Annotated in this window: 16 protein-coding genes and 1 pseudogene; 11 read left to right on the forward strand and 6 right to left on the reverse strand. The window is 72.6% G+C overall.

What is annotated here, in order from left to right:
• The 5 genes from CA983_RS24300 to CA983_RS24320 all read left to right on the forward strand — a co-directional run.
• The coding region (locus CA983_RS24300; protein ID WP_143645545.1) for an acyl-CoA carboxylase biotin carboxyl carrier protein subunit at positions 1–256 on the forward strand (256 nt) is incomplete at its 5' end.
• Positions 257–298: 42 nt separating this feature from the next.
• Complete coding sequence (locus CA983_RS24305; RefSeq protein WP_086603010.1) at positions 299–1435, forward strand: acyl-CoA dehydrogenase family protein; 1137 nt, start codon at positions 299–301, stop codon at positions 1433–1435.
• A gap of 25 nt (positions 1436–1460) precedes the next feature.
• Positions 1461–3029 (forward strand): 4-coumarate--CoA ligase family protein, encoded by a 1569-nt coding sequence (locus CA983_RS24310; RefSeq protein WP_086603011.1) that lies wholly within the window; start codon positions 1461–1463, stop codon positions 3027–3029.
• Positions 3026–3760, forward strand: a complete 735-nt coding sequence (locus CA983_RS24315) for an enoyl-CoA hydratase family protein (RefSeq protein WP_086603012.1) — start codon at positions 3026–3028, stop codon at positions 3758–3760. Before CA983_RS24310 ends, CA983_RS24315 begins: the two co-directional genes overlap by 4 nt.
• A gap of 4 nt (positions 3761–3764) precedes the next feature.
• Positions 3765–4385 carry a TetR/AcrR family transcriptional regulator gene (locus CA983_RS24320; protein ID WP_208637023.1) on the forward strand — a complete coding sequence of 207 codons (621 nt, stop codon included), beginning with the start codon at positions 3765–3767 and terminating at the stop codon, positions 4383–4385.
• Here the strand turns inward: CA983_RS24320 and pdxH are convergent.
• On the reverse strand, positions 4382–5050 hold the full coding sequence (gene pdxH, locus CA983_RS24325) for a pyridoxamine 5'-phosphate oxidase (RefSeq protein WP_086603013.1): 669 nt from the start codon (positions 5048–5050) through the stop codon (positions 4382–4384). The two genes, CA983_RS24320 and pdxH, sit on opposite strands and share 4 nt — an antisense overlap.
• Before the next feature lie 285 nt (positions 5051–5335).
• Between pdxH and CA983_RS24330 the strand changes: the two genes are divergently transcribed.
• Complete coding sequence (locus tag CA983_RS24330; RefSeq protein ID WP_086603014.1) at positions 5336–6436, forward strand: citrate synthase 2; 1101 nt, start codon at positions 5336–5338, stop codon at positions 6434–6436.
• A gap of 18 nt (positions 6437–6454) precedes the next feature.
• Here CA983_RS24330 and CA983_RS24335 read toward each other — a convergent pair whose 3' ends face one another.
• A complete protein-coding gene (locus tag CA983_RS24335) occupies positions 6455–6961 on the reverse strand; it encodes an HIT family protein (RefSeq protein ID WP_086603024.1) in 507 nt (168 codons plus the stop codon).
• Between the two features lie 551 nt (positions 6962–7512).
• Between CA983_RS24335 and CA983_RS24340 the strand changes: the two genes are divergently transcribed.
• Positions 7513–8970 (forward strand): PAS domain-containing protein, encoded by a 1458-nt coding sequence (locus CA983_RS24340; RefSeq protein ID WP_086603015.1) that lies wholly within the window; start codon positions 7513–7515, stop codon positions 8968–8970.
• 48 nt (positions 8971–9018) lie between these two features.
• Here the strand turns inward: CA983_RS24340 and CA983_RS24345 are convergent, their stop codons facing one another.
• Positions 9019–9774, reverse strand: a complete 756-nt coding sequence (locus tag CA983_RS24345) for an SIS domain-containing protein (protein ID WP_086603016.1) — start codon at positions 9772–9774, stop codon at positions 9019–9021.
• 275 nt (positions 9775–10049) lie between these two features.
• Between CA983_RS24345 and CA983_RS24350 the strand changes: the two genes are divergently transcribed.
• Both CA983_RS24350 and CA983_RS24355 read left to right on the forward strand, forming a co-directional pair.
• The gene (locus CA983_RS24350; protein WP_086603017.1) at positions 10050–10742 is read left to right on the forward strand and encodes an iron-dependent transcriptional repressor DtxR; all 693 of its coding nucleotides are present in this window, start codon (positions 10050–10052) and stop codon (positions 10740–10742) included.
• Positions 10743–11361: 619 nt separating this feature from the next.
• Positions 11362–12249 carry an alpha/beta fold hydrolase gene (locus tag CA983_RS24355; protein ID WP_086603018.1) on the forward strand — a complete coding sequence of 296 codons (888 nt, stop codon included), beginning with the start codon at positions 11362–11364 and terminating at the stop codon, positions 12247–12249.
• Between the two features lie 10 nt (positions 12250–12259).
• Here CA983_RS24355 and CA983_RS24360 read toward each other — a convergent pair whose 3' ends face one another.
• The 3 genes from CA983_RS24360 to CA983_RS24370 all read right to left on the reverse strand — a co-directional run bounded on the left by CA983_RS24360 (position 12260) and on the right by CA983_RS24370 (position 15414).
• A complete protein-coding gene (locus CA983_RS24360; protein ID WP_244207086.1) occupies positions 12260–13852 on the reverse strand; it encodes a transporter in 1593 nt (530 codons plus the stop codon).
• A complete protein-coding gene (locus CA983_RS24365; RefSeq protein WP_086603020.1) occupies positions 13849–14640 on the reverse strand; it encodes an ABC transporter ATP-binding protein in 792 nt (263 codons plus the stop codon). The genes CA983_RS24360 and CA983_RS24365 overlap by 4 nt, the downstream gene beginning before the upstream one ends.
• A 111-nt stretch (positions 14641–14751) precedes the next feature.
• Complete coding sequence (locus tag CA983_RS24370; RefSeq protein WP_086603021.1) at positions 14752–15414, reverse strand: bifunctional DNA primase/polymerase; 663 nt, start codon at positions 15412–15414, stop codon at positions 14752–14754.
• Positions 15415–15721: 307 nt separating this feature from the next.
• On the opposite strand from CA983_RS24370, the gene CA983_RS24375 reads away from it, so the two are divergent.
• Together CA983_RS24375 and CA983_RS48065 are read left to right on the forward strand one after the other, a co-directional pair.
• On the forward strand, positions 15722–17107 hold the full coding sequence (locus tag CA983_RS24375) for an NsdA family TPR-like regulatory protein (protein WP_086603022.1): 1386 nt from the start codon (positions 15722–15724) through the stop codon (positions 17105–17107).
• Positions 17108–17307: 200 nt separating this feature from the next.
• Positions 17308–18748 (forward strand): annotated as a pseudogene (locus tag CA983_RS48065) (hypothetical protein); the annotation flags it as partial.

Here is an 18748-nt window from a genome sequence, read left to right on the forward strand (position 1 = left end):
CTTCCCCGCCCCGACGACCGAGCACGCCCCCGGCTCCCTCCTGGCGCCCATGCCGGGCACGGTCGTCCGCGTGGCCGAGGGTCTGACGGCAGGCACGCCCGTAAAGGCGGGAGCCCCCCTCCTCTGGCTGGAGGCGATGAAGATGCAGCACGAGATCACAGCCCCGGTCGCAGGAACGCTGAGTGAGCTGTGCGTCGTACCCGGACAACAGGTCGAGCCGGGCGCGCTCCTGGCAGTGGTGACGGCGGCCCTTTAGGGGCGCGGGGAACTGCGCGACCAGCCACGACGAAGGAGTCACATGCCCACGATCGAAACCGACGAGCACAAGGCCCTCCGATCGGCCGTCGCCGCACTCGGCAAACGCCACGGCCGCGCCTACGACCGCGAAGCACTCTGGTCCGAGGCGGCCAAGCTCGGCTACCTCGGCGTCAACCTGCCGGAGGCATACGGCGGCGGAGGCGGCGGCATCTCCGAACTCTCCATAGTCCTGGAAGAACTCGGCGCCGCAGGCTGCCCCCTCCTGATGCTGGTCGTCTCACCGGCCATCTGCGGCACGGTCATAGCCCGCTTCGGCACAGACGCCCAGAGACAATACTGGCTCCCCGCCCTGGCCGACGGCTCCCGCCTCATGGCCTTCGGCATCACGGAACCCGACGCCGGCTCCAACAGCCACCGCATCACGACCACCGTCCGCCGCGACGAGGACACCGGAGACTGGATCCTCAAGGGCCGCAAGGTCTTCATCTCCGGCGTCGACATCGCGGACGCGACCCTCATCGTCGGCCGCACCGAGGACGCCCGCACCGGCCGCCTCAAGCCCTGCCTCTTCATCGTCCCGCGCGACGCACCCGGCTTCACCCGCCGCCCCATCGACATGGAACTCGACGCCGCCGAGAAGCAGTTCGAGCTGACGCTGGACGACGTACGGCTACCCGCCGACGCACTCGTCGGCGACGAGGACGCAGGCCTCCTCCAGCTCTTCGCCGGCCTCAACCCCGAACGCATCATGACGGCCGCCTTCGCGATCGGCATGGGCCGCTACGCCCTCGCGAAAGCCGTCGAGTACGCCCGCGACCGGCAAGTCTGGAACACCCCCATCGGCGCCCACCAGGCCATCGCCCACCCCCTGGCCCAGGCGCACATCGACCTGGAACTCGCGCGCCTGATGATGCAGAAGGCGGCCCGGCTGTACGACGCGGGCGACGACACGGGCGCGGGCGAGGCCGCCAACATGGCGAAGTACGCGGCGGGGGAGGCCTGCGTGCAGGCCGTGGACCAGGCCGTGCACACCCTCGGCGGCAACGGCCTCACCCGCGAGTACGGCCTCGCCTCGCTGATAACGGCCTCGCGCGTGGCTCGTATCGCCCCGGTGAGCCGGGAGATGATTCTCAACTACGTCTCCCACCAGACCCTGGGCCTGCCCAAGTCGTACTGAGACGGCCCGCGCGCGAGGAGGAACCATGTTCCGCAGCGAGTACGCAGACGTCCCGCCCGTCGACCTGCCCATCCACGACGCCGTCCTTGCCCGGGCCGCGGAGTTCGGCGACATCCCGGCGCTGATCGACGGCACCGACGGCACCACCCTCTCGTACGAGCAGGTGGACCGCTTCCACCGGCGCGTCGCCGCCGCCCTCGCCGAGGCCGGGGTGCGCAAGGGTGACGTCCTCGCCCTGCACAGCCCCAACACCATCGCCTTCCCGACCGCCTTCTACGCCGCCACGCGCGCGGGCGCCACCGTCACCACCGTGCATCCGCTCGCCACCGCCCAGGAGTTCGCCAAGCAGCTCACGGACTCCGCGGCCCGCTGGATCATCACCGTCTCACCCCTGCTCGACATCGCGCGCCGGGCCGCCGAACTCGCGGGCGGCGTACGCGAGATCTTCGTCTGCGACAGCGCGACCGGCCACCGCTCCCTGATCGACATGCTGGCCTGTGCCGCCCCCGAGCCGCAGGTCGCCATCGACCCCGCGCAGGACGTGGCGGCCCTGCCGTACTCCTCCGGGACCACCGGCACACCCAAGGGCGTGATGCTCACACACCGGCAGATCGCCACCAACCTCGCCCAGCTCAACCCAGCGATACCCGCCGGACCGGGAGACCGTGTCCTGGCCGTGCTGCCCTTCTTCCACATCTACGGCCTCACGGCCCTGATGAACGCGCCCCTGAGGCAGGGCGCCACCGTCGTCGTCCTGCCCCGCTTCGACCTGGAACAGTTCCTCGCGGCCGTCCAGAACCACCGCATCACCGCCCTGTACGTGGCGCCGCCGATCGTGCTCGCCCTCGCCAAGCACCCGGCCGTCGCGCAGTACGACCTGTCGTCGCTGAAGTACATCATCAGCGCCGCCGCACCCCTGGACGCGCGCCTGGCCGCCGCCTGTTCCGAACGGCTCGGGCTGCCGCCCGTCGGCCAGGCCTACGGCATGACGGAACTGTCGCCCGGCACGCACGTCGTCCCGCTGGACGCGATGCGCGACGCGCCGTCCGGCACCGTCGGCAAGCTCATCGCGGGCACCGAGATGCGCCTCGTCTCCCTCGACGACCCCGGCAAGGACCTCCCCGCCGGGGAGTCCGGCGAGATCCTCATCCGCGGCCCCCAGGTCATGAAGGGCTACCTCGGCCGCCCCGACGCCACCACCGCCATGATCGACACGGACGGCTGGCTGCACACCGGGGACGTCGGCCACGTCGACGAGGACGGCTGGCTGTTCGTCGTCGACCGCGTCAAGGAACTCATCAAGTACAAGGGCTTCCAGGTCGCCCCCGCCGAACTGGAGGCGCTGCTGCTCACTCACCCGGGCATCGCCGACGCCGCCGTGATCGGCACGTACGACGACGACGGCAACGAGATCCCGCACGCGTACGTGGTCCGCCAGCCGGCCCGCACCGACCTCTCCGAGGCCGAGATCATGATGTACGTCGCCGAACGCGTCGCCCCCTACAAGCGGATCCGGCACGTCACCTTCATCGACGGCGTCCCCCGGGCGGCCTCCGGCAAGATCCTCCGCCGACAGCTCAGGGAGCGCGCATGACCCTGGTGAGCCGGGCACGCGCGCGTGCCGTCGAAACCCTCACCCTCGACTCGCCCCACAACCGCAACGCCCTGTCGGCCGCCCTCGTCGGCGAACTGGCCGAGGCGCTCACGGACGCCGGACAGGACACCGGCGTCCGCGCGGTCGTCCTCACCCACACCGGCAACACCTTCAGCGCGGGCGCCGACCTCCGCGACCCCCCGCCCCCGGAAGCCCTGGTCGGCCTGCTGCGGCAGATCGTCGAACTGCCCAAACCGGTCGTCGCCCGCGTCACCGGCCACGTCCGCGCGGGCGGCCTCGGCCTCCTGGCCGCCTGCGACATCGCGGCCGCCTCCACCGAGGCCACCTTCGCCTTCACGGAGGTCCGCATCGGCGTCGCCCCCGCGGTCATCTCCCTGCCGCTGCTCCCGCGCACGAACCCGCGCGCCCTGTCCCGCTACTACCTCACCGGCGAACGCTTCGACGCCGCGGAGGCGACCGCGACGGGCCTGCTCACCACCCACGCCGCCGACGTGGACACGGCCCTGACCCCCATCCTCGACGGCCTGCGCAGATCCGCCCCCGACGCTCTGACCGAGACGAAACGGCTGCTCACGGCTAGGGTGCTGGAATCCTTCGACCGGGACGCGGCCGGCCTGACCGCGCTCTCGGCCCGGCTGTTCTCCTCCCCGCAGGCCCGCGAGGGGATGACGGCCTTCCTCGAACGACGGGATCCGGCATGGGTGGTGTGAGGACATGGGCGGTGTGAGCACGGTCGACCGCGCGGAGCGAGTCCCCAAGCAGGACCGCAGCCGGGCCACCCGGCAGCGGCTCCTGGAAGCCGCCGTGTCCTGCCTCGCCGAACACGGCTGGGCCGGTTCCACCGTCTCCGTCGTCGCCGAACGCGCCGGCGTCTCCCGCGGCGCCGCCCAGCACCACTTCCCGACCCGCGAGGATCTCTTCACGGCGGCCGTCGAGTACGTCGCCGAGGAACGCTCCACGGCCCTGCGCGCCCTCTTCCCGCAGGGCGCGGCCGGAGACCGCCACGCGGTCGTCGCGGCCCTGGTCGACCTCTACACGGGACCCCTGTTCCGCGCGGCCCTCCACCTCTGGGTGGCCGCCTCCAACGAGGACCAGCTCCGCCCCCGCGTGACCGAACTCGAATCCCGCGTGGGCCGCGAGACCCACCGCATAGCCGTCGAGCTCCTGGCCGCCGACGAATCCGTCCCCGGCGTCCGCGAAACCGTCCAGGGCCTCCTCGACATGGCCCGGGGCCTGGGCCTGGCCAACCTCCTCACCGACGACGCGCCGCGCCGGGAACGGGTGGTCGAGCAGTGGGCGGGACTGCTGGAGGAGGCGCTGGGCGGCAGCCGTTAGGGACTGAGCCGCTCCACGCGCCAGCTCCCGTCGGCCTGCGCCACGTACCGCAACCGGTCGTGCAGCCGGTTCTCGCGGCCCTGCCAGAACTCCACCGTCTGCGGGGCCACCCGGAAACCGCCCCAGTTCGGCGGCACGGGCACCTGCTCGCCCTCGGGATAGCGGGCGGCCAGCTCGGCGTACGCCCCGTCGACGTCCGCGCGCGTGGCGATCACCGAGGACTGCGCGCTGGCCCACGCGCCGAGCTGCGAGCCGTGCGGACGGGTGCGGAAGTACGCCGCCGTCTCGTCCCGCCCGGTACGGCGCGCGACCCCGGTCACGATGACCTGCCGGGCCATCGGATGCCAGGGGAACAGCAGCGAGACGTACGGGTTCTCCGCCAGGTCACGGGCCTTGCGGGAGTCGTAGTTCGTGTAGAAGACGAAGCCCTGCTCGTCGAAGTGCTTCAGCAGTACCGTGCGGGAGCTGGGCCGGCCCTCGGCGTCGGCCGTCGAGACGACCATGGCGTTCGGCTCGAACAGCCCGCCGTCCGTCGCGGCCTGCTTGAACCAGCGCGCGAACTGTTCGACGGGGGTGGCGGCCAGCTCGGTCTCGGAGAGGCCCTCGGCCCGGTACTGCTTGCGCATCGAGGCCAGGTCGAAGGGGACGGCGTCGCGGTCGGTCACCCGGTCATCTTGCCGTACGGACGGTGTCCTTCGTCACTGACTGGCACTGAGTGCCGTGAACCCTCCCCAACGGTGGCACTCGGGGATATCGTTTCCGTGCCGTTCCGGTTGGGTGACCGCCAGCCGCACGGGGCATCACAGGGGAGACCGTCCGGGACCGCGAGTCGCCGCACAGGACCGTGGATCCACCGGACGGCCGCCCGCTTCGCAAGCTGACTGACACATGGTTCGTTCGTCCCACCCCACATCACACCATCTGTCACATACATCACGAGGAGCCGCCTGATGTCCGACTTCGTACCCGGGCTCGAGGGAGTCGTCGCGTTCGAGACGGAGATCGCCGAACCGGACAAGGAGGGCGGCGCCCTGCGTTATCGGGGCGTCGACATCGAGGACCTGGTCGGGCACGTCTCCTTCGGCAACGTCTGGGGCCTGCTCGTCGACGGCGCCTTCAACCCGGGCCTGCCGCCCGCCGAGCCGTTCCCCATCCCCGTCCACTCCGGCGACATCCGCGTCGACGTCCAGTCCGCGCTGGCCATGCTGGCACCGGTGTGGGGCATGAAACCGCTCCTGGACATCGATGCCGAAGAGGCCCGCGAGGACCTGGCCCGAGCGGCCGTCATGGCCCTGTCCTACGTCGCCCAGTCGGCCCGCGGCCAGGGCCTGCCGATGGTCCCGCAGCGCGAGATCGACAAGGCCCACTCCGTCGTCGAGCGCTTCATGATCCGCTGGCGCGGCGAGCCGGACCCCAAGCACGTGGCGGCGGTGGACGCGTACTGGACGAGCGCCGCGGAGCACGGCATGAACGCGTCCACGTTCACGGCGAGGGTCATCGCGTCGACCGGCGCGGACGTCGCGGCCGCGCTCTCCGGCGCGGTGGGCGCGATGTCCGGCCCCCTCCACGGCGGCGCCCCCTCCCGCGTCCTCGGCATGATCGAGGAGATCGAACGCACGGGAGACGCCGAGGGCTACGTCAAGAACGCGCTCGACAAGGGCGAACGCCTCATGGGCTTCGGTCACCGCGTCTACCGCGCCGAGGACCCCAGGGCGAGGGTGCTGCGCCGCACGGCCCGCGAACTGGGCGCCCCCCGCTTCGAGGTCGCCGAGGCCCTGGAGAAGGCGGCCCTGGCGGAACTCCACGCCCGCCGCCCCGACCGCGTCCTGGCCACCAACGTCGAGTTCTGGGCAGCCATCGTCCTGGACTTCGCCGAGGTCCCGGCCCACATGTTCACGTCCATGTTCACCTGCGCCCGCACGGCCGGCTGGTCCGCCCACATCCTCGAACAGAAGCGCACGGGCCGCCTGGTCCGCCCCTCGGCCCGCTACACCGGCCCCGGCTCCCGCAACCCGCGCGAGATCCAGGGCTACGAGGACATCGCCCACTGACCCGTGTCACACACGGCCTCACCCGACTCCGGGTGAGGCCGTCCGCACGTCTCCCCCCGTGAGCCGGTCCAGCTCCTCACCGATCGCCTCCCGCACCGGGGCGTGCCGCGCCCCGAGCGTGTACCGCTCCGCGCTCCACATCTCCCGCGGATAGAGCCACACGGGCAGCCGCACGAGATCCTCGGGCTCCCAGTCGTACCGCGGCCAGACATGCGCGTGCAGGAACCCGTCGGCGTTCCCGAGGATCTCCAGATTGACCCGCCGAAACCCCGACTCCACCCGCCGGCAGGCCCGCTCGACGGCTTCCCCCAGCCGCTCCATGTCCCCCAGAAACGCCAGCCGCCTGCTCCGCGGCAGCTCCGACAGGCGCTCCACCGCGGGATCATCGGTCAGCAGCACCGAGTAGCCGGGCAGAAACTGCACATCGCCGATCACCGCGAACCCGGCGTCCAGCCTCCGCATCACGGCCGGATTCCCGCCCCGCAGAGCGCTGCCAATCCGATCGTCGCGCCACTCACCCACCATCGTCGCCCCCCCGAAACGCAGACGACCCGCGAGCCTGGTCCTCCGGAGGAGGGCCGGCCGGACGTACCGGCGGCTCGCGGGTCGGGTGACTGCTGGAGATTGGGCCGGCTGCACGCTTCGCTCACGCGCTGGTCCGGCACCGCACTGTGTGTGGTGACGGGCCGCTAGCCCGCAGCCACCTCACGCGTCCGGTATTCATACATCTGCCGAACCACCTCCTCTCTCGTGTACGTGGAACCCTAGGAAACGGTCCGGCCTCGGATCAACCGTTTTTCTGAGACCTTGACCCCATGAAGCAGCGGCGGGCGATTCTCAGCGGTTCGGTGAGGTGCGGCCGGCCGCGACGATGCTGGTGTGCGGTCTCGCGGATCCCCGGATGAAGATCGAGATCGAGGTGTACGCGCGGCGCGGCAGTGGTACTGGGGCCTTGTCGTTGATCGACTGCGTCCGCGGCGGGCCGTTCTCCGGGCGTTGACGTGGGGATAGCCGCCGTACAACGATTCCTTCAATGTTGTGGGAACTCGGTGTGCGCTGGGTCACGTTCCAGTTGAATGATTGCAAGTAGCGAACCGGCGTGCCGTACGTGCGGACGCAGCCTGCAGGGGGTCCAGGTGAGTGCTTCCCGGCGTAGTGGGACCACCGACGAGCTGGGGCCGGACGAGCCCGGGCGGGAGAACTCGGATGGTTCGGATCTGCTTGCCGCGCTGCTGGACGGCATGGACGCGGCGCTGTGCGCCTTCGACGCCGACGGGGTCGTGACGCACTGGAACCGCGAGGCCGAGCGGATCCTGGGATGGAGCGCGGACGAGGCCGTGGGGCGGCGAGGCCTTGCCGGGTGGGCCGTGCGCAGCGCGGACGCCGAGGAGGTCGAGGGGCGGCTGCTGTCCGCCATGCACGCGCCGGGCCGCCAGGTGCACGAGTTCGCGCTGCTGACGAAGGACGGCGGCCGGGTGCTCGTACGGACGCAGTCGGCGGCTGTGCGGGGTCCGGACGGAAAGCCCGCGGGTGTGTACTGCGCCTTCAGCGAGGTGCACGCGCAGATCGATCTGGAGCGGTCGATCGCGTTGAGCGAGGCGCTGTTCGAGGACGCGAGCTGGGGTGTCGTGCTGGTGGACGTCGACCTGCGGCCCGCCGTGGTGAACGCGCACGCGGCCAAGGCGCTGGGCACGGGGCGTACGTCCGTGCTCGGACGGCCGCTCGGGGAGTTGCTCGCGCAGGGCGTGGAGGAGCTGGAGAGCGCGCTTCAGCACGTGCTGGCGGAGGGTGCGCCGCCCGCGCCCGCCGAGGTGTGGGTGACGGTGCGCACGTCCGAGGGGGAGCGGCGGCGGTGCTGGCGCAGCGGTTTCCTGCGGCTGGCCTCGCCGCTGGCGGAGGAGCCGGTTCCGCTGGGTGTGGGCTGGCTGTTCCAGGATGTGACGGAGGCCAAGCAGGCCGAGCAGGAGGCGTCGCTGCTGCGGTTCCGTACGCAGCAGCTGCACCGGGCGTCGCGGGCCGCCGCCGAGTGCGAGGACCCGGCGGAGGCCGCGACGATCCACCTGGACTTCGCCCTGGCCGGTTTCGCCGATCACGCGCTGATCGACCGGGTGGCGGGCGGCGCGCTCACCGACGCGGAGACCGAGGGGCCGGTGCGGCTGGTGCGGGTCGCCGCGACACCCTCCGGCGCGCCGGGTCCGAGCAAGCTCGCCGACCGCGCGGGCCTGCCCGTGCGGTACGCCGAGGGGCATCCGGCCCTGCAGTGCGTGGAGCGGGTCGGCGCGCTGCGGGCGAGCGCGGGCGCCGCCTCGCCCGAGCAGGCCCGGGAGTGGGCCCTGGCCCGCCAGTGGCCGCCGGACGCCGTGCACGCGCTGTGCGCGGTGCTGCGCAGCCGGGGGCGGACGCTGGGTGTCGTGACGTTCCTGCGGGGCGCGGGGCGCAGTGCCTTCGAGCGGTCCGACGCGATGTTCGCGGAGGACGTGGCGGTACGGATCGCCGCGGCGCTGGATCTCGCGGGGTTGTCGGACGCGGAGTGAGCGACAGGGGCGACTCGGGCCGCGTCGCCTCGGTGCCGACAGAAAGTGTCAGTGCCGGTAGAAGATGCGGTCCCGGTACCGCTCCATCACCCGCCCGTTCCAGTCGTGGCCCCCGTCGACGTTTCCGGAGCGCAGGAGCGGGGGCTCGACGCCGCGGTCGGCGAGCGTGGCGGCGGTCGTCGCCATGACGGCCTGGAGGAGGGCCGAGGTGACGACCGTGGAGGCGGGGGCGAAGGGGGCGGGCACGTTGTCGAGGGTGAGTTCCGCGTCGCCGACCGCGATCTTCGAGTCGAGGACGAGATCGCAGTGGTCCTTGAGGTACGTCCCCGAGGCGTGCCGGGACTTGGTCTCCGAGGCGTACGCCACCGAGGTCACGCCGATGACCTTCACGCCCAGGGCGCGCGCGCTCATGGCCATCTCCACGGGAAGGGCGTTGCGCCCCGAGAGGGAGATGATCAGCAGGGCGTCGCCCTCGCGCAGCGGGGAGCTGTCCAGGACGGCGCTCGCGAGTCCGTCGACGCGTTCCAGGGCGGAGCCGAGCGGTGCGGGCATGACGTCCACGCCGACGGCACCCGGCACGGCGAGCAGGTTCATCAGGGCCAGACCGCCGGCGCGGTAGACGAGGTCCTGCGCGGCGAGGGAGGAGTGCCCGGCGCCGAAGGCGAAGAGGCGCCCGCCGTTCTGGACGGTGTCGGCGAGGAGCGTCCCGGCCGCCGCGATGCTGTCGGCCTCCTCGTCGCGGACCCGCCGCAGCAGGCCGATCGCGGCGTCGAGGAACTGGCCGGCCGGCGCACGGTCGCTCATGCGGGGTCCCTTCGGGCTCAAGGCCGAGTGTCGCGCATCACGGTGCGGTCTGGACCAGTGCGGTGTCAATACGGCCGTGACAAGCTCGGCGGGGGCGTGAGAGCGCTCCGTCCGGCTGTGAAAAGCTCCGTGGTACCCCTCCGCGGGCCCGGGTAACCCCCCGCTTGGCCTCCCGCGGCACGGTTGTCGGTGGTATCCGGCAGAATTGGGTGCAGGGCCAGCGCACACGCCGGTGAGCTGTCCAGCCTCCGGCAGATCTCATTCGAGGGGCACGTATGTCCGGACTGATCGACACCACGGAGATGTATCTCCGCACCATCCTCGAGCTGGAGGAAGAGGGTGTGGTCCCCATGCGCGCCCGTATCGCCGAGCGGCTGGACCAGAGCGGGCCGACGGTGAGCCAGACCGTGGCGCGGATGGAGCGCGACGGCCTGGTGTCCGTCGCCAGCGACCGGCACCTGGAGTTCACGGACGAGGGCCGCCGGCTCGCCACGCGCGTGATGCGCAAGCACCGCCTCGCCGAGTGTCTGCTCGTCGACGTGATCGGTCTGGAGTGGGAGCAGGTCCACGCCGAGGCGTGCCGCTGGGAGCACGTGATGAGCGAGGCCGTGGAGCGCCGCGTCCTGGAGCTGCTGCGGCACCCGACGGAGTCGCCGTACGGCAACCCGATCCCGGGGCTGGAGGAGCTCGGCGAGAAGGACGGTGCCGATCCGTTCCTGGACGAGGGCATGGTGTCGCTGGCCAGCCTCGACCCGGGCGCGGAGGGCAAGACGGTCGTGGTGCGCCGGATCGGCGAGCCGATCCAGACGGACGCGCAGCTGATGTACACGCTGCGGCGGGCGGGCGTGCAGCCCGGCTCGGTGGTGAGCGTGACGGAGTCGGCGGGCGGTGTGCTGGTCGGCAGCGGTGGCGAGGCGGCCGAGCTGGAGTCGGACGTCGCCTCCCACGTGTTCGTCGCCAAGCCCTGAGCCCGGGAGCCCGGCCACACACCCGGTCCCGGGGTGGTCGCACAACTTCCGTTGTGGCGTGGGGCCGTTGTGGCGTTGGCGTGATCCCGTCGATTCCTGGATCCAGTCCGTCGAATGGCAGCGCTCGCAGGCTTCCCGTGCGACGCTGTCGCGTGAGGCATATGACCTGAGGGCTCTTGGCCGCGGCCCGACAGCGATGTCGCCCGGCCGGGGAGGGGGCGCGAGGATGTGCCGTGGAGACGCAGAGGGCCCCGGCGCCGTGTGGCGCCGGGGCCTGTCCTCCCCTGTGCTGACCCGGAGCCCCGAGCTCTCAGGGTCATCCCCCTCGGACCGGTTTCCCCGAGCGGTCCGCCTCCCGTTGAAGATCTCCCCTCGACCGAGGCGATCAATCCTTGAGGGTGGTCACTCGAACGAGGGGTGTTGCCCGCGAGAACGGCCTCATCGAATGGTCATTCGATAATCTGCGGGTGACGAACGAACCGGAACGTGCGCTACAGGGATGTGCACACCGGCAGGAACACACGGAACGGCAACAGGCACGGCAGGCAGAACACGGTTCACAGGACCGACCCGGCCCGAGACGGCCACGGTCCGCGCGAAGCTTGGGGGGTGCCAGGACATGGCGCGACGCATCGACGTGACCGGGACGGGCGGCGTACGCCTCGCGGCCTGGGAGTTCGGCGACCCGCCCAAGACCGATCCGGCGGGATCCGATCCGGCGCGGGACGTGCCGGACGGCTCCCCGGGCGTGCTGTTACTCCACGGCCTGATGGGCCGCGCCTCGCACTGGGCGTCCACCGCCCGCTGGCTCTCCGGCCGGTACCGGCCGGTCGCCCTCGACCAGCGCGGCCACGGCCGAAGCGACAAGCCCCCGCAGGGTTCCTTCACGCGTGACGCCTACGTCGAGGACGCCGAGGCCGCCCTCGAACAGCTCGGCCTCGCCCCGGTCGTCCTCATCGGCCACGCCATGGGCGCGCTGACCGCCTGGCAGCTCGCCGCCAAGCGCCCCGATCTGGTGCGGGGCCTGATCATCTGCGACATGCGGGCCTCCGCGCTCGGTGCCGCCTCGCAGCGCGAGTGGGACCAGTGGTTCAAGTCCTGGCCGCTGCCGTTCGCCACGCTCGCCGACGTCCGCAAGTGGTTCGGCGAGGACGACCCCTGGGTGGAGCGGCCCAACCCGGCCCGCGGCGAGTTCTACGCCGAGGTGATGGCCGAGTCCCCCGACGGCTGGCGCCCGGTCTTCGACCCGGAGCAGATGCTCCGCTCCCGCGAGACGTGGGTGTACGACGCGCACTGGGAGGAGCTGGCCCAGGTCCGGTGCCCGGCCCTGGTGGTGCGCGGCCTCGACGGCGAGCTGGGCCGGGCCGAGGCCCAGGAGATGGTCCGCGTCCTGCCCCGCGGCCAGTACGCGGAGGTCGCCGACGCCGGCCACCTGGTCCACTACGACCAGCCGGAGGCCTGGCGTGCGGCGATCGAGCCGTTCCTCGACTCCCTCGGCGGCGACTGACCTCCCGCGGTCAGCCCTTGCTGACCGCCGTGAGGATCTCCGGCAACCGCCGGGCCGTCTGCGGAGCGGCGAGCCGCAGCCCCACCGCCGTGAGCGCCGCCGCGTACGCCGTGCCCACCGGCAGCAGCAGCCACGTCCAGGCGTCGCCGTCGGCGCTCACGTTCAGCCAGATCGTGAGCGCGATGACGGGCGCGCACAGCACGGCGGCGGCGATCATCCCGCCGAAGATGGAGATCCAGGCGAGCCCGGTCTGCCCGGGGGCGACGTTCTTGTAGCCCTCCTGCGGGATGGAGTAGGGAAAGCGGGCGGACGTCCACGCCCCGGTCGCGAGCATCGCGCCGAGCAGCGCGAAGGACAGCCCCAGCGCCTCCGGCAGCCGCCGCCAGTCGCCGAGCATCGCGGTCGTCACGACGGTGACGAGCGTGGCGTACGGCAGGGTGATCAGCAGCAGGGCCAGCGCGCGGGCGCGCAGTTCGACGTAGGCGTCGCGGGTCGACGAGATCGTCATCGCGACCATCCAGAACGCCGAGGTGTCCTGCCCGAACTGGTTGTACATCTGGATGCCGAGCATCCCGGCGGCGAAGCAGGCGAAGTACACCGACCCGGTGCCCTGCCAGGCGTTGAACACCGGCACGATCAGCCCGATGGCCAGGGACGTCACCCACGCCGCCTTGGTCTTGGGGTCGCGCCACACGTACCGCAGGCTGCGCTCCATGACGGTGCCCGTCCTGCCGGAGGGCAGCAGCCGCGCGAGCCCGGTCGACGTCCGCTCGCGGGCGGCCGACTCGGCGGCCGGCAGGGTCGAGCCGTCGGGCGAGGTCATCAGCCGGGTCAGATGCCGCGACCACACCGCGAGCAGCGCCACCAGCGCGCCGGCGGTCAGCGCCAGTTGTACGGCGGCGAGACCGTACGACCCCTCGCCCACCGCGTGTACGGCCGCGATCGCCGACGCGGGCGGCACCCACTGGAGCACGTCCGCCGCCGGGTCGAGCTCGCCAAGACCGGACGCCCCGAGCCGCTGCGCGCCGAAGTTGACGACCTGCGCCCCGATCGCGATGACCAGGCCGCTCAGTACCGCGAGGTCCCGCCCCTTGCGGCTGGTCAGCAGCCGGACGTTGGCGGCGGCCACGGCCCGCGCGAGGGCCACGCACACCAGCAACGCCAGGGCGACGGCGACGACACCGACGGCGAATGCCGCCCCACCCTCGGCCACGGCGACCACGGAGCCGATCAGCAGGCACAGCGTGAACAGCGGCCCGATGCCGACCAGCGAGGCGGTGAGCAGGGCGCGCACCAGCGGCCGGGGCCGCAGCGGCAGCATCACCAGCCGGGTCGGATCCAGCGTCTCGTCACCGCTGGGGAAGAACAGCGGCATCACCGCCCAGCCGAGCCCCAGCACCGCCGCCGCCAGCACGACCACCGACTCGGCGTGCGCGTGCCCGCGCAGCGCGATCAGGCCGATCAGCTGCAGCGCGGCGAACAGCAGGGCGAAGACGGCCGAGGCGATGTAGGCGGCCTTGCGCCCGCCGGACTGCCGCAGTCCGTTGCGCAGCAGCGACAGCTTCAGCCGTACGACGACGGGGGTGATCGTGGAGTGGCTCACCGGGACCCGCCGCCCAGCCAGTCGAGGTCGGATCCGGCGTCCCGGCTCTGCGCCCCGACGAGCTCCAGGAACGCCCGCTGCAACGAGGGCGCGTCACCCCGCACCTCCGCCAGCGTCCCGTGCGCCCGGATCCGCCCGGCGGCCATGACGGCCACCCAGTCGCACAGCGACTCGACGAGCTCCATGACGTGGGAAGAGAACACGACCGTGGCGCCCGAGGCGGTGTACCGCTCCAGGACGCCCCGGATGGTCTGGGCGGAGACGGGATCGACGCCCTCGAACGGCTCGTCCAGGAACAGCACTTCGGGATTGTGGAGGAGGGCCGTGGCGAGCCCGATCTTCTTGCGCATGCCGGTCGAGTAGTCGACGACGAGCTTGTGCTGGGCGCCCGCCAGATCGAGGACGTCGAGGAGCTGCGAGGCCCGCTTGTCGACCTCGGCACCGGGCAGCCCGCGCAACCGCCCGCTGTACGCCAGCAGTTCCCGCCCCGACAGCCGCTCGAACAGCCGCAGCCCCTCCGGCAGCACCCCGATCCGCGCCTTCACCTCGACGGGGTCCCGCCACACGTCGTGCCCCACCACCTCGACGGTCCCCTGATCGGGCCTGAGCAGCCCGGTCACCATCGACAACGTGGTGGTCTTCCCGGCCCCGTTCGGTCCGACAAGCCCGATGAACTTGCCCGCGGGCAACTCCAGATCGACCCCGGCAACAGCGACCTGCTGCCCGAACCGCTTCCAGAGCCCTTGCACCCGTACAGCGCTGGTTCCCACCGCGTCTCCCTCCGTCACCTTGCACCCTACGGTGGGGGATCGCGCTCAAGGGGCGCGGGGAACTGCGCGAACAACCACACACAACCCGCACCCGCCAACGCAACGGCAACCGCGCAGACGATCAGGCGCTCACCGATCCCGACCGCACGCATACGCCAACGGCGAGATCAACTCCTCCGCGTCCGGCAGCCACCGATTCGCGGGCGTGGGCCGGCAGGCCCACTGCACAGCCCCCCGGGACCCGAACCGCGTCGGCGGGGCAGCCACATACGCCCCTTCGCCCAACACGGTCAGATCCAGCGACGACAACGACCAGCCCAGCTTCCGCACCAGATCAGGCACCTTCACGGACGCCCCCGGCAGCACGAAGAACTCCATCCGCCGATCCGGCGTGAGCGTCACCGGCCCCAGCGTCAGCTCCATCCGCTCCATCCGCGCCAGCGCGAGGAACCCGGCGGTCTCCGGCACGGAAATCGCGTCGAACGTACGCCCCGTCGGCAGCAGGATCGACGCCGTCGGCTGCTTCTGCCACATCCGCCGCGCGACGGTCGCACTGCCCGTCGCCTGCGTCGCCCAGTCCGGACGCGCCGGGTGCGACCCGGGTGCCGGGCACGCGGCGTCACCGCAGGAGCAGCGCTGAGCGCCGTCGACGGCTTCCAGCCAGGTGCCGGGGAACACGTCCCAGTGGCGCTCCTCGGCGTAGCGAACAGCGGTCTCCAGCAGCGATTCCCCGCGCTGCTTCGGGATCTGAGCGGCTTCGGTGCCGGCGATCGTCTCTTCCACGATGAACACAACTCTGGTCGTCACCAGGGGTTACGCCCACCCGCGTGCGCGGGGAGGAGCATCGCTTCCGTGGCCGGGGCGCATGGGTGCATGTGCGGGGGCGCGCGGGAGGAACCGTAGCCGGAGCTGGGTAGCCACGAGTGGGGCCGGCAACAGCCGTTACCCCGGCAATCCTCACATGCCTCGCATTTTCGCCTGGTCGGCGGGGCATTGATCTTCACGGCCGGATCCTTTCGCCGGGACGTGAAGGGGCTCGGCCGCGGAAGACACGTCAACTCGGTGCGTGGGCAGGCACCGCAGCCACAGGGGGTACGCCATGGCCGCAAGGCCGCTCGTCGCCCGGCAGCCGAACGAACGGCTCCAGGCGCTCATCCAGGAAGCCGGATGCTCCAACGCCGGCCTCGCCCGCCGGGTCAACATGTGCGGGGCCGAGCACGGCCTCGACCTGCGCTACGACAAGACGTCGGTGGCGCGCTGGCTGCGCGGGCAGCAGCCACGGGGGCGGGCCCCGGCGATCATCGCCGAGGCGCTCGGCCGCAAGCTCGGCCGTACGGTCACGATCGACGAGATCGGCATGGCCAACGGCAAGAACCTCGCCTCGGGGGTCGGTCTCCAGTTCTCGCCGACGGTGCTGGGGGCCATCGAGCAGGTCTGCGAGCTGTGGCGCAGTGACGTGGGGCGGCGGGACTTCCTGTCCGGGGCCTCCGTCGCCGCGTCCGCGCTGGTCGAGCCCAGCCGTGACTGGCTGATCTCCGCGCCGGACGCGCAGGTGTCGCGCTCGGCCGGGCCGCGGGTCGGGCAGTCCGACGTGCAGGCGGTACGGGCCATGACGCAGGCGCTGGTGGATCTCGACCACCAGTACGGMAGCGGGCATGTGCGGCCGGTCGTCGTGCACTACCTCAACAGCGTCGTCTCGGGGCTGCTGGCGGGGTCGTACCGGGAGGCGGTGGGGCGGGACCTGTTCGCCGCGGTGGCCCGGCTGACGGAGCTCGCCGGGTACATGGCCGTGGACACCGGGCAGCCCGGTCTGGCCCAGCGCTACTACATCCAGGCGCTGCGGCTCGCCCAGGCGGCCGGGGACCGGGGCTACGGCGGGTACGTGCTCGCCGCCTCCATGAGCCATCTCGCCGCGCAGCTCGGGAACCCGCGGGAGATCGCGCAGTTGGCGCGGGCGGCGCAGGAGGGGGCGCGGGGGCGCGTGACACCGCGTGCGGAGTCGATGTTCCTCGCGGCGGAAGCGCGCGGGCACGCCCTGATGGGCGACGCGCGCGCCGCCCTGAGCGCCGCCGGGCGCGCGGTGAGCGCCCTGGAGGCGGCCGATCCGGCCGCCGGGGACGACCCGGCGTGGATCGCGCACTTCGACGAGGCCTATCTGGCCGACGAGTTGGCCCACTGCCACCGGGATCTGGGGCAGGCCGAGGCGGCGGCGCGGTGTGCGCAGGAGTCGCTGGCCGGGCATCCCGAGACGCGGGCGCGCCGCCGGGCCATCGGTTATGTGCTGTTGGCCACGGCACAGGTGCAGCAGCGCGAGATCGAAGAGGCGTGCGGCACGGGCATGAAGGCCGTCGAACTGCTGGAGGGACTGCGCTCCAACCGGGGCGCCGAGTATCTGGAGGACTTCCAGCAGCGGCTGGAGCCGTACCGGGACGAGGCGGTGGTCAGGGAGTTCGGGGCGCGGCTGGACCTCCAGGCGGCGGCGTGAACACAGGGTCTGCGGATGCGTGAACGTGCGGAAACGGCCGCTTGACGCGCGGGAGGTGAGATGAGCGGCGTGCCGTGACCCGGTTTTGTTACCGCGCTCACAGGGCAGGAGGTCTCGCCCTGTGCTGCGTGGCACCGGGCTCCGGGGACCCGGTAGCGTGACCCGACGATTCACAAGGTCCCCCATTAGTAGGAGTCCCGGTGACGCAGAGTGGACAGGGCGAGGAGCCCTCGGCGCGCCCCGCGCGCGAAGGCATCGTGCTGCCCTCCGACGGTGGCGAGCCCCTGCTGCCGGGGATGACGGGCGGACCCGGTGACGCACCCTCCGGCCGTCGGTCCGGCCCGCCCCCGACCGGCCAGGCCCCGGCCTCCGCCCCCGCCGAGGGGCAGACCTGGGGCCGGCCGTGGGGCCCCGACCAGCAGACCCCGCCCGCACAGCCGGGCCAGAGCTGGCAGTCCCCACCGCCCCAGCCACCGGCATGGGACGCCCAGCACCCCACTCCCGGCACACCGGGCCAGGGCGGCGCGCTGCCCCCGGAGGGCACCCAGCCCCCGAACCCGTACGCCGGCCCGTACGGCGCGCCCGCGGGCGACGCCCAGTACGGCGGCCCTCTCGCGGGCGGCGCCCCGCTGCCTCCGGAGGGCGGACAGCCGCCGCAGCAGGCCGGCCCGTACGGCTCTCCCGCCGGGGGCGGCCTGCCTCCGGCCTCCGGGGGTGCGTACGGGCCCGCAGGCGGGGGTGGTTCGCTGCCGCAGGGCGCTGACGCGTACCACTCCGCCGCCGGGACAGCGGACCCCCAGGGAGCCGATGCGTACGGGACCGGCCCCGCCGGGGGGCAGCAGTCGCCGCAGCAGGCTGACGCGTACGGGACCGGCTCGGTGGGTGGGCAGTCGCCCCAGCAGGCTGACGCGTACAACTCCTCTGCCGGGGCGCCGGTCCCTCAGGGGACGGGCGGGTACGGGAGCGGTGCTGCCGGGGGGCAGCAGTTGCCGCAGCAGGCTGACGCGTACGGGGCCCGTCCTGCGGGTGGGCAGTCGCCGCAGCAAGCTGACGCGTACCGGACCGGCTCGGCGGGTGGGCAGTCGCCGCAGCAGGCCGACGCGTACGGGGCCCGTCCTGCGGGCGGGCAGTCGCCGCAGCAGACCGACGCGTACGGGACCCGCCCCACCGGCGGGCAGCTGCCCCGGCAATCCGACGCGTACGGATCTCCCACCGGTGGCAGCCTGCCTCCGGCCTCCGGTGCGTACGGGTCCGCTGCCGCAGGCGGCCCGCAGCCGCCGGTCTCCGGCGGGCACGGGTCCGCCGCCGGACGTGCGCCCCTGCCCCCGGCCGCCGACGAGGGGGCGACGCAGTACATACCCCCGGTGGGCCCGGGCGCGCTGCCGCCCGAGATGCCCGCCGAGCAGGACTCCGAGGCGACGCGGTTCCTGGGGACCGGGCCGTTGCCGCCCGCCTCGAACCCGGACGCCGAGGCGACGCAGTACATCGCGCCGGTGCCCGCCGGGGCCCAGCAGCCGCCCGCCGGGTTCGAGAACCTCTTCCGCAGTGAGCACGGCGCCGAGAGCCCGGCCGCGGCCACCCAGCAGATGCCCCGCTTCGAGCAGCCCCAGCCGCAGTCCCAGCCCCAGCCCTCCTACGCCC

This window comes from Streptomyces swartbergensis (assembly GCF_002148965.1).
Classification (GTDB): domain Bacteria; phylum Actinomycetota; class Actinomycetes; order Streptomycetales; family Streptomycetaceae; genus Streptomyces; species Streptomyces swartbergensis.

Excerpts from the sequence above, each read along its gene's own strand:
- CA983_RS24305 (WP_086603010.1), top strand. The coding sequence starts at position 299 with ATGCCCACGATCGAAACCGACGAGCACAAGGCCCTCCGATCGGCCGTC.
- CA983_RS24310 (WP_086603011.1), top strand. The coding sequence starts at position 1,461 with ATGTTCCGCAGCGAGTACGCAGACGTCCCGCCCGTCGACCTGCCCATC.
- CA983_RS24315 (WP_086603012.1), top strand. The coding sequence starts at position 3,026 with ATGACCCTGGTGAGCCGGGCACGCGCGCGTGCCGTCGAAACCCTCACC.
- CA983_RS24320 (WP_208637023.1), top strand. The coding sequence starts at position 3,765 with ATGGGCGGTGTGAGCACGGTCGACCGCGCGGAGCGAGTCCCCAAGCAG.
- CA983_RS24330 (WP_086603014.1), top strand. The coding sequence starts at position 5,336 with ATGTCCGACTTCGTACCCGGGCTCGAGGGAGTCGTCGCGTTCGAGACG.
- CA983_RS24335 (WP_086603024.1), bottom strand. The coding sequence starts at position 6,961 with ATGGTGGGTGAGTGGCGCGACGATCGGATTGGCAGCGCTCTGCGGGGC.
- CA983_RS24340 (WP_086603015.1), top strand. The coding sequence starts at position 7,513 with ATGATTGCAAGTAGCGAACCGGCGTGCCGTACGTGCGGACGCAGCCTG.
- CA983_RS24345 (WP_086603016.1), bottom strand. The coding sequence starts at position 9,774 with ATGAGCGACCGTGCGCCGGCCGGCCAGTTCCTCGACGCCGCGATCGGC.
- CA983_RS24350 (WP_086603017.1), top strand. The coding sequence starts at position 10,050 with ATGTCCGGACTGATCGACACCACGGAGATGTATCTCCGCACCATCCTC.
- CA983_RS24355 (WP_086603018.1), top strand. The coding sequence starts at position 11,362 with ATGGCGCGACGCATCGACGTGACCGGGACGGGCGGCGTACGCCTCGCG.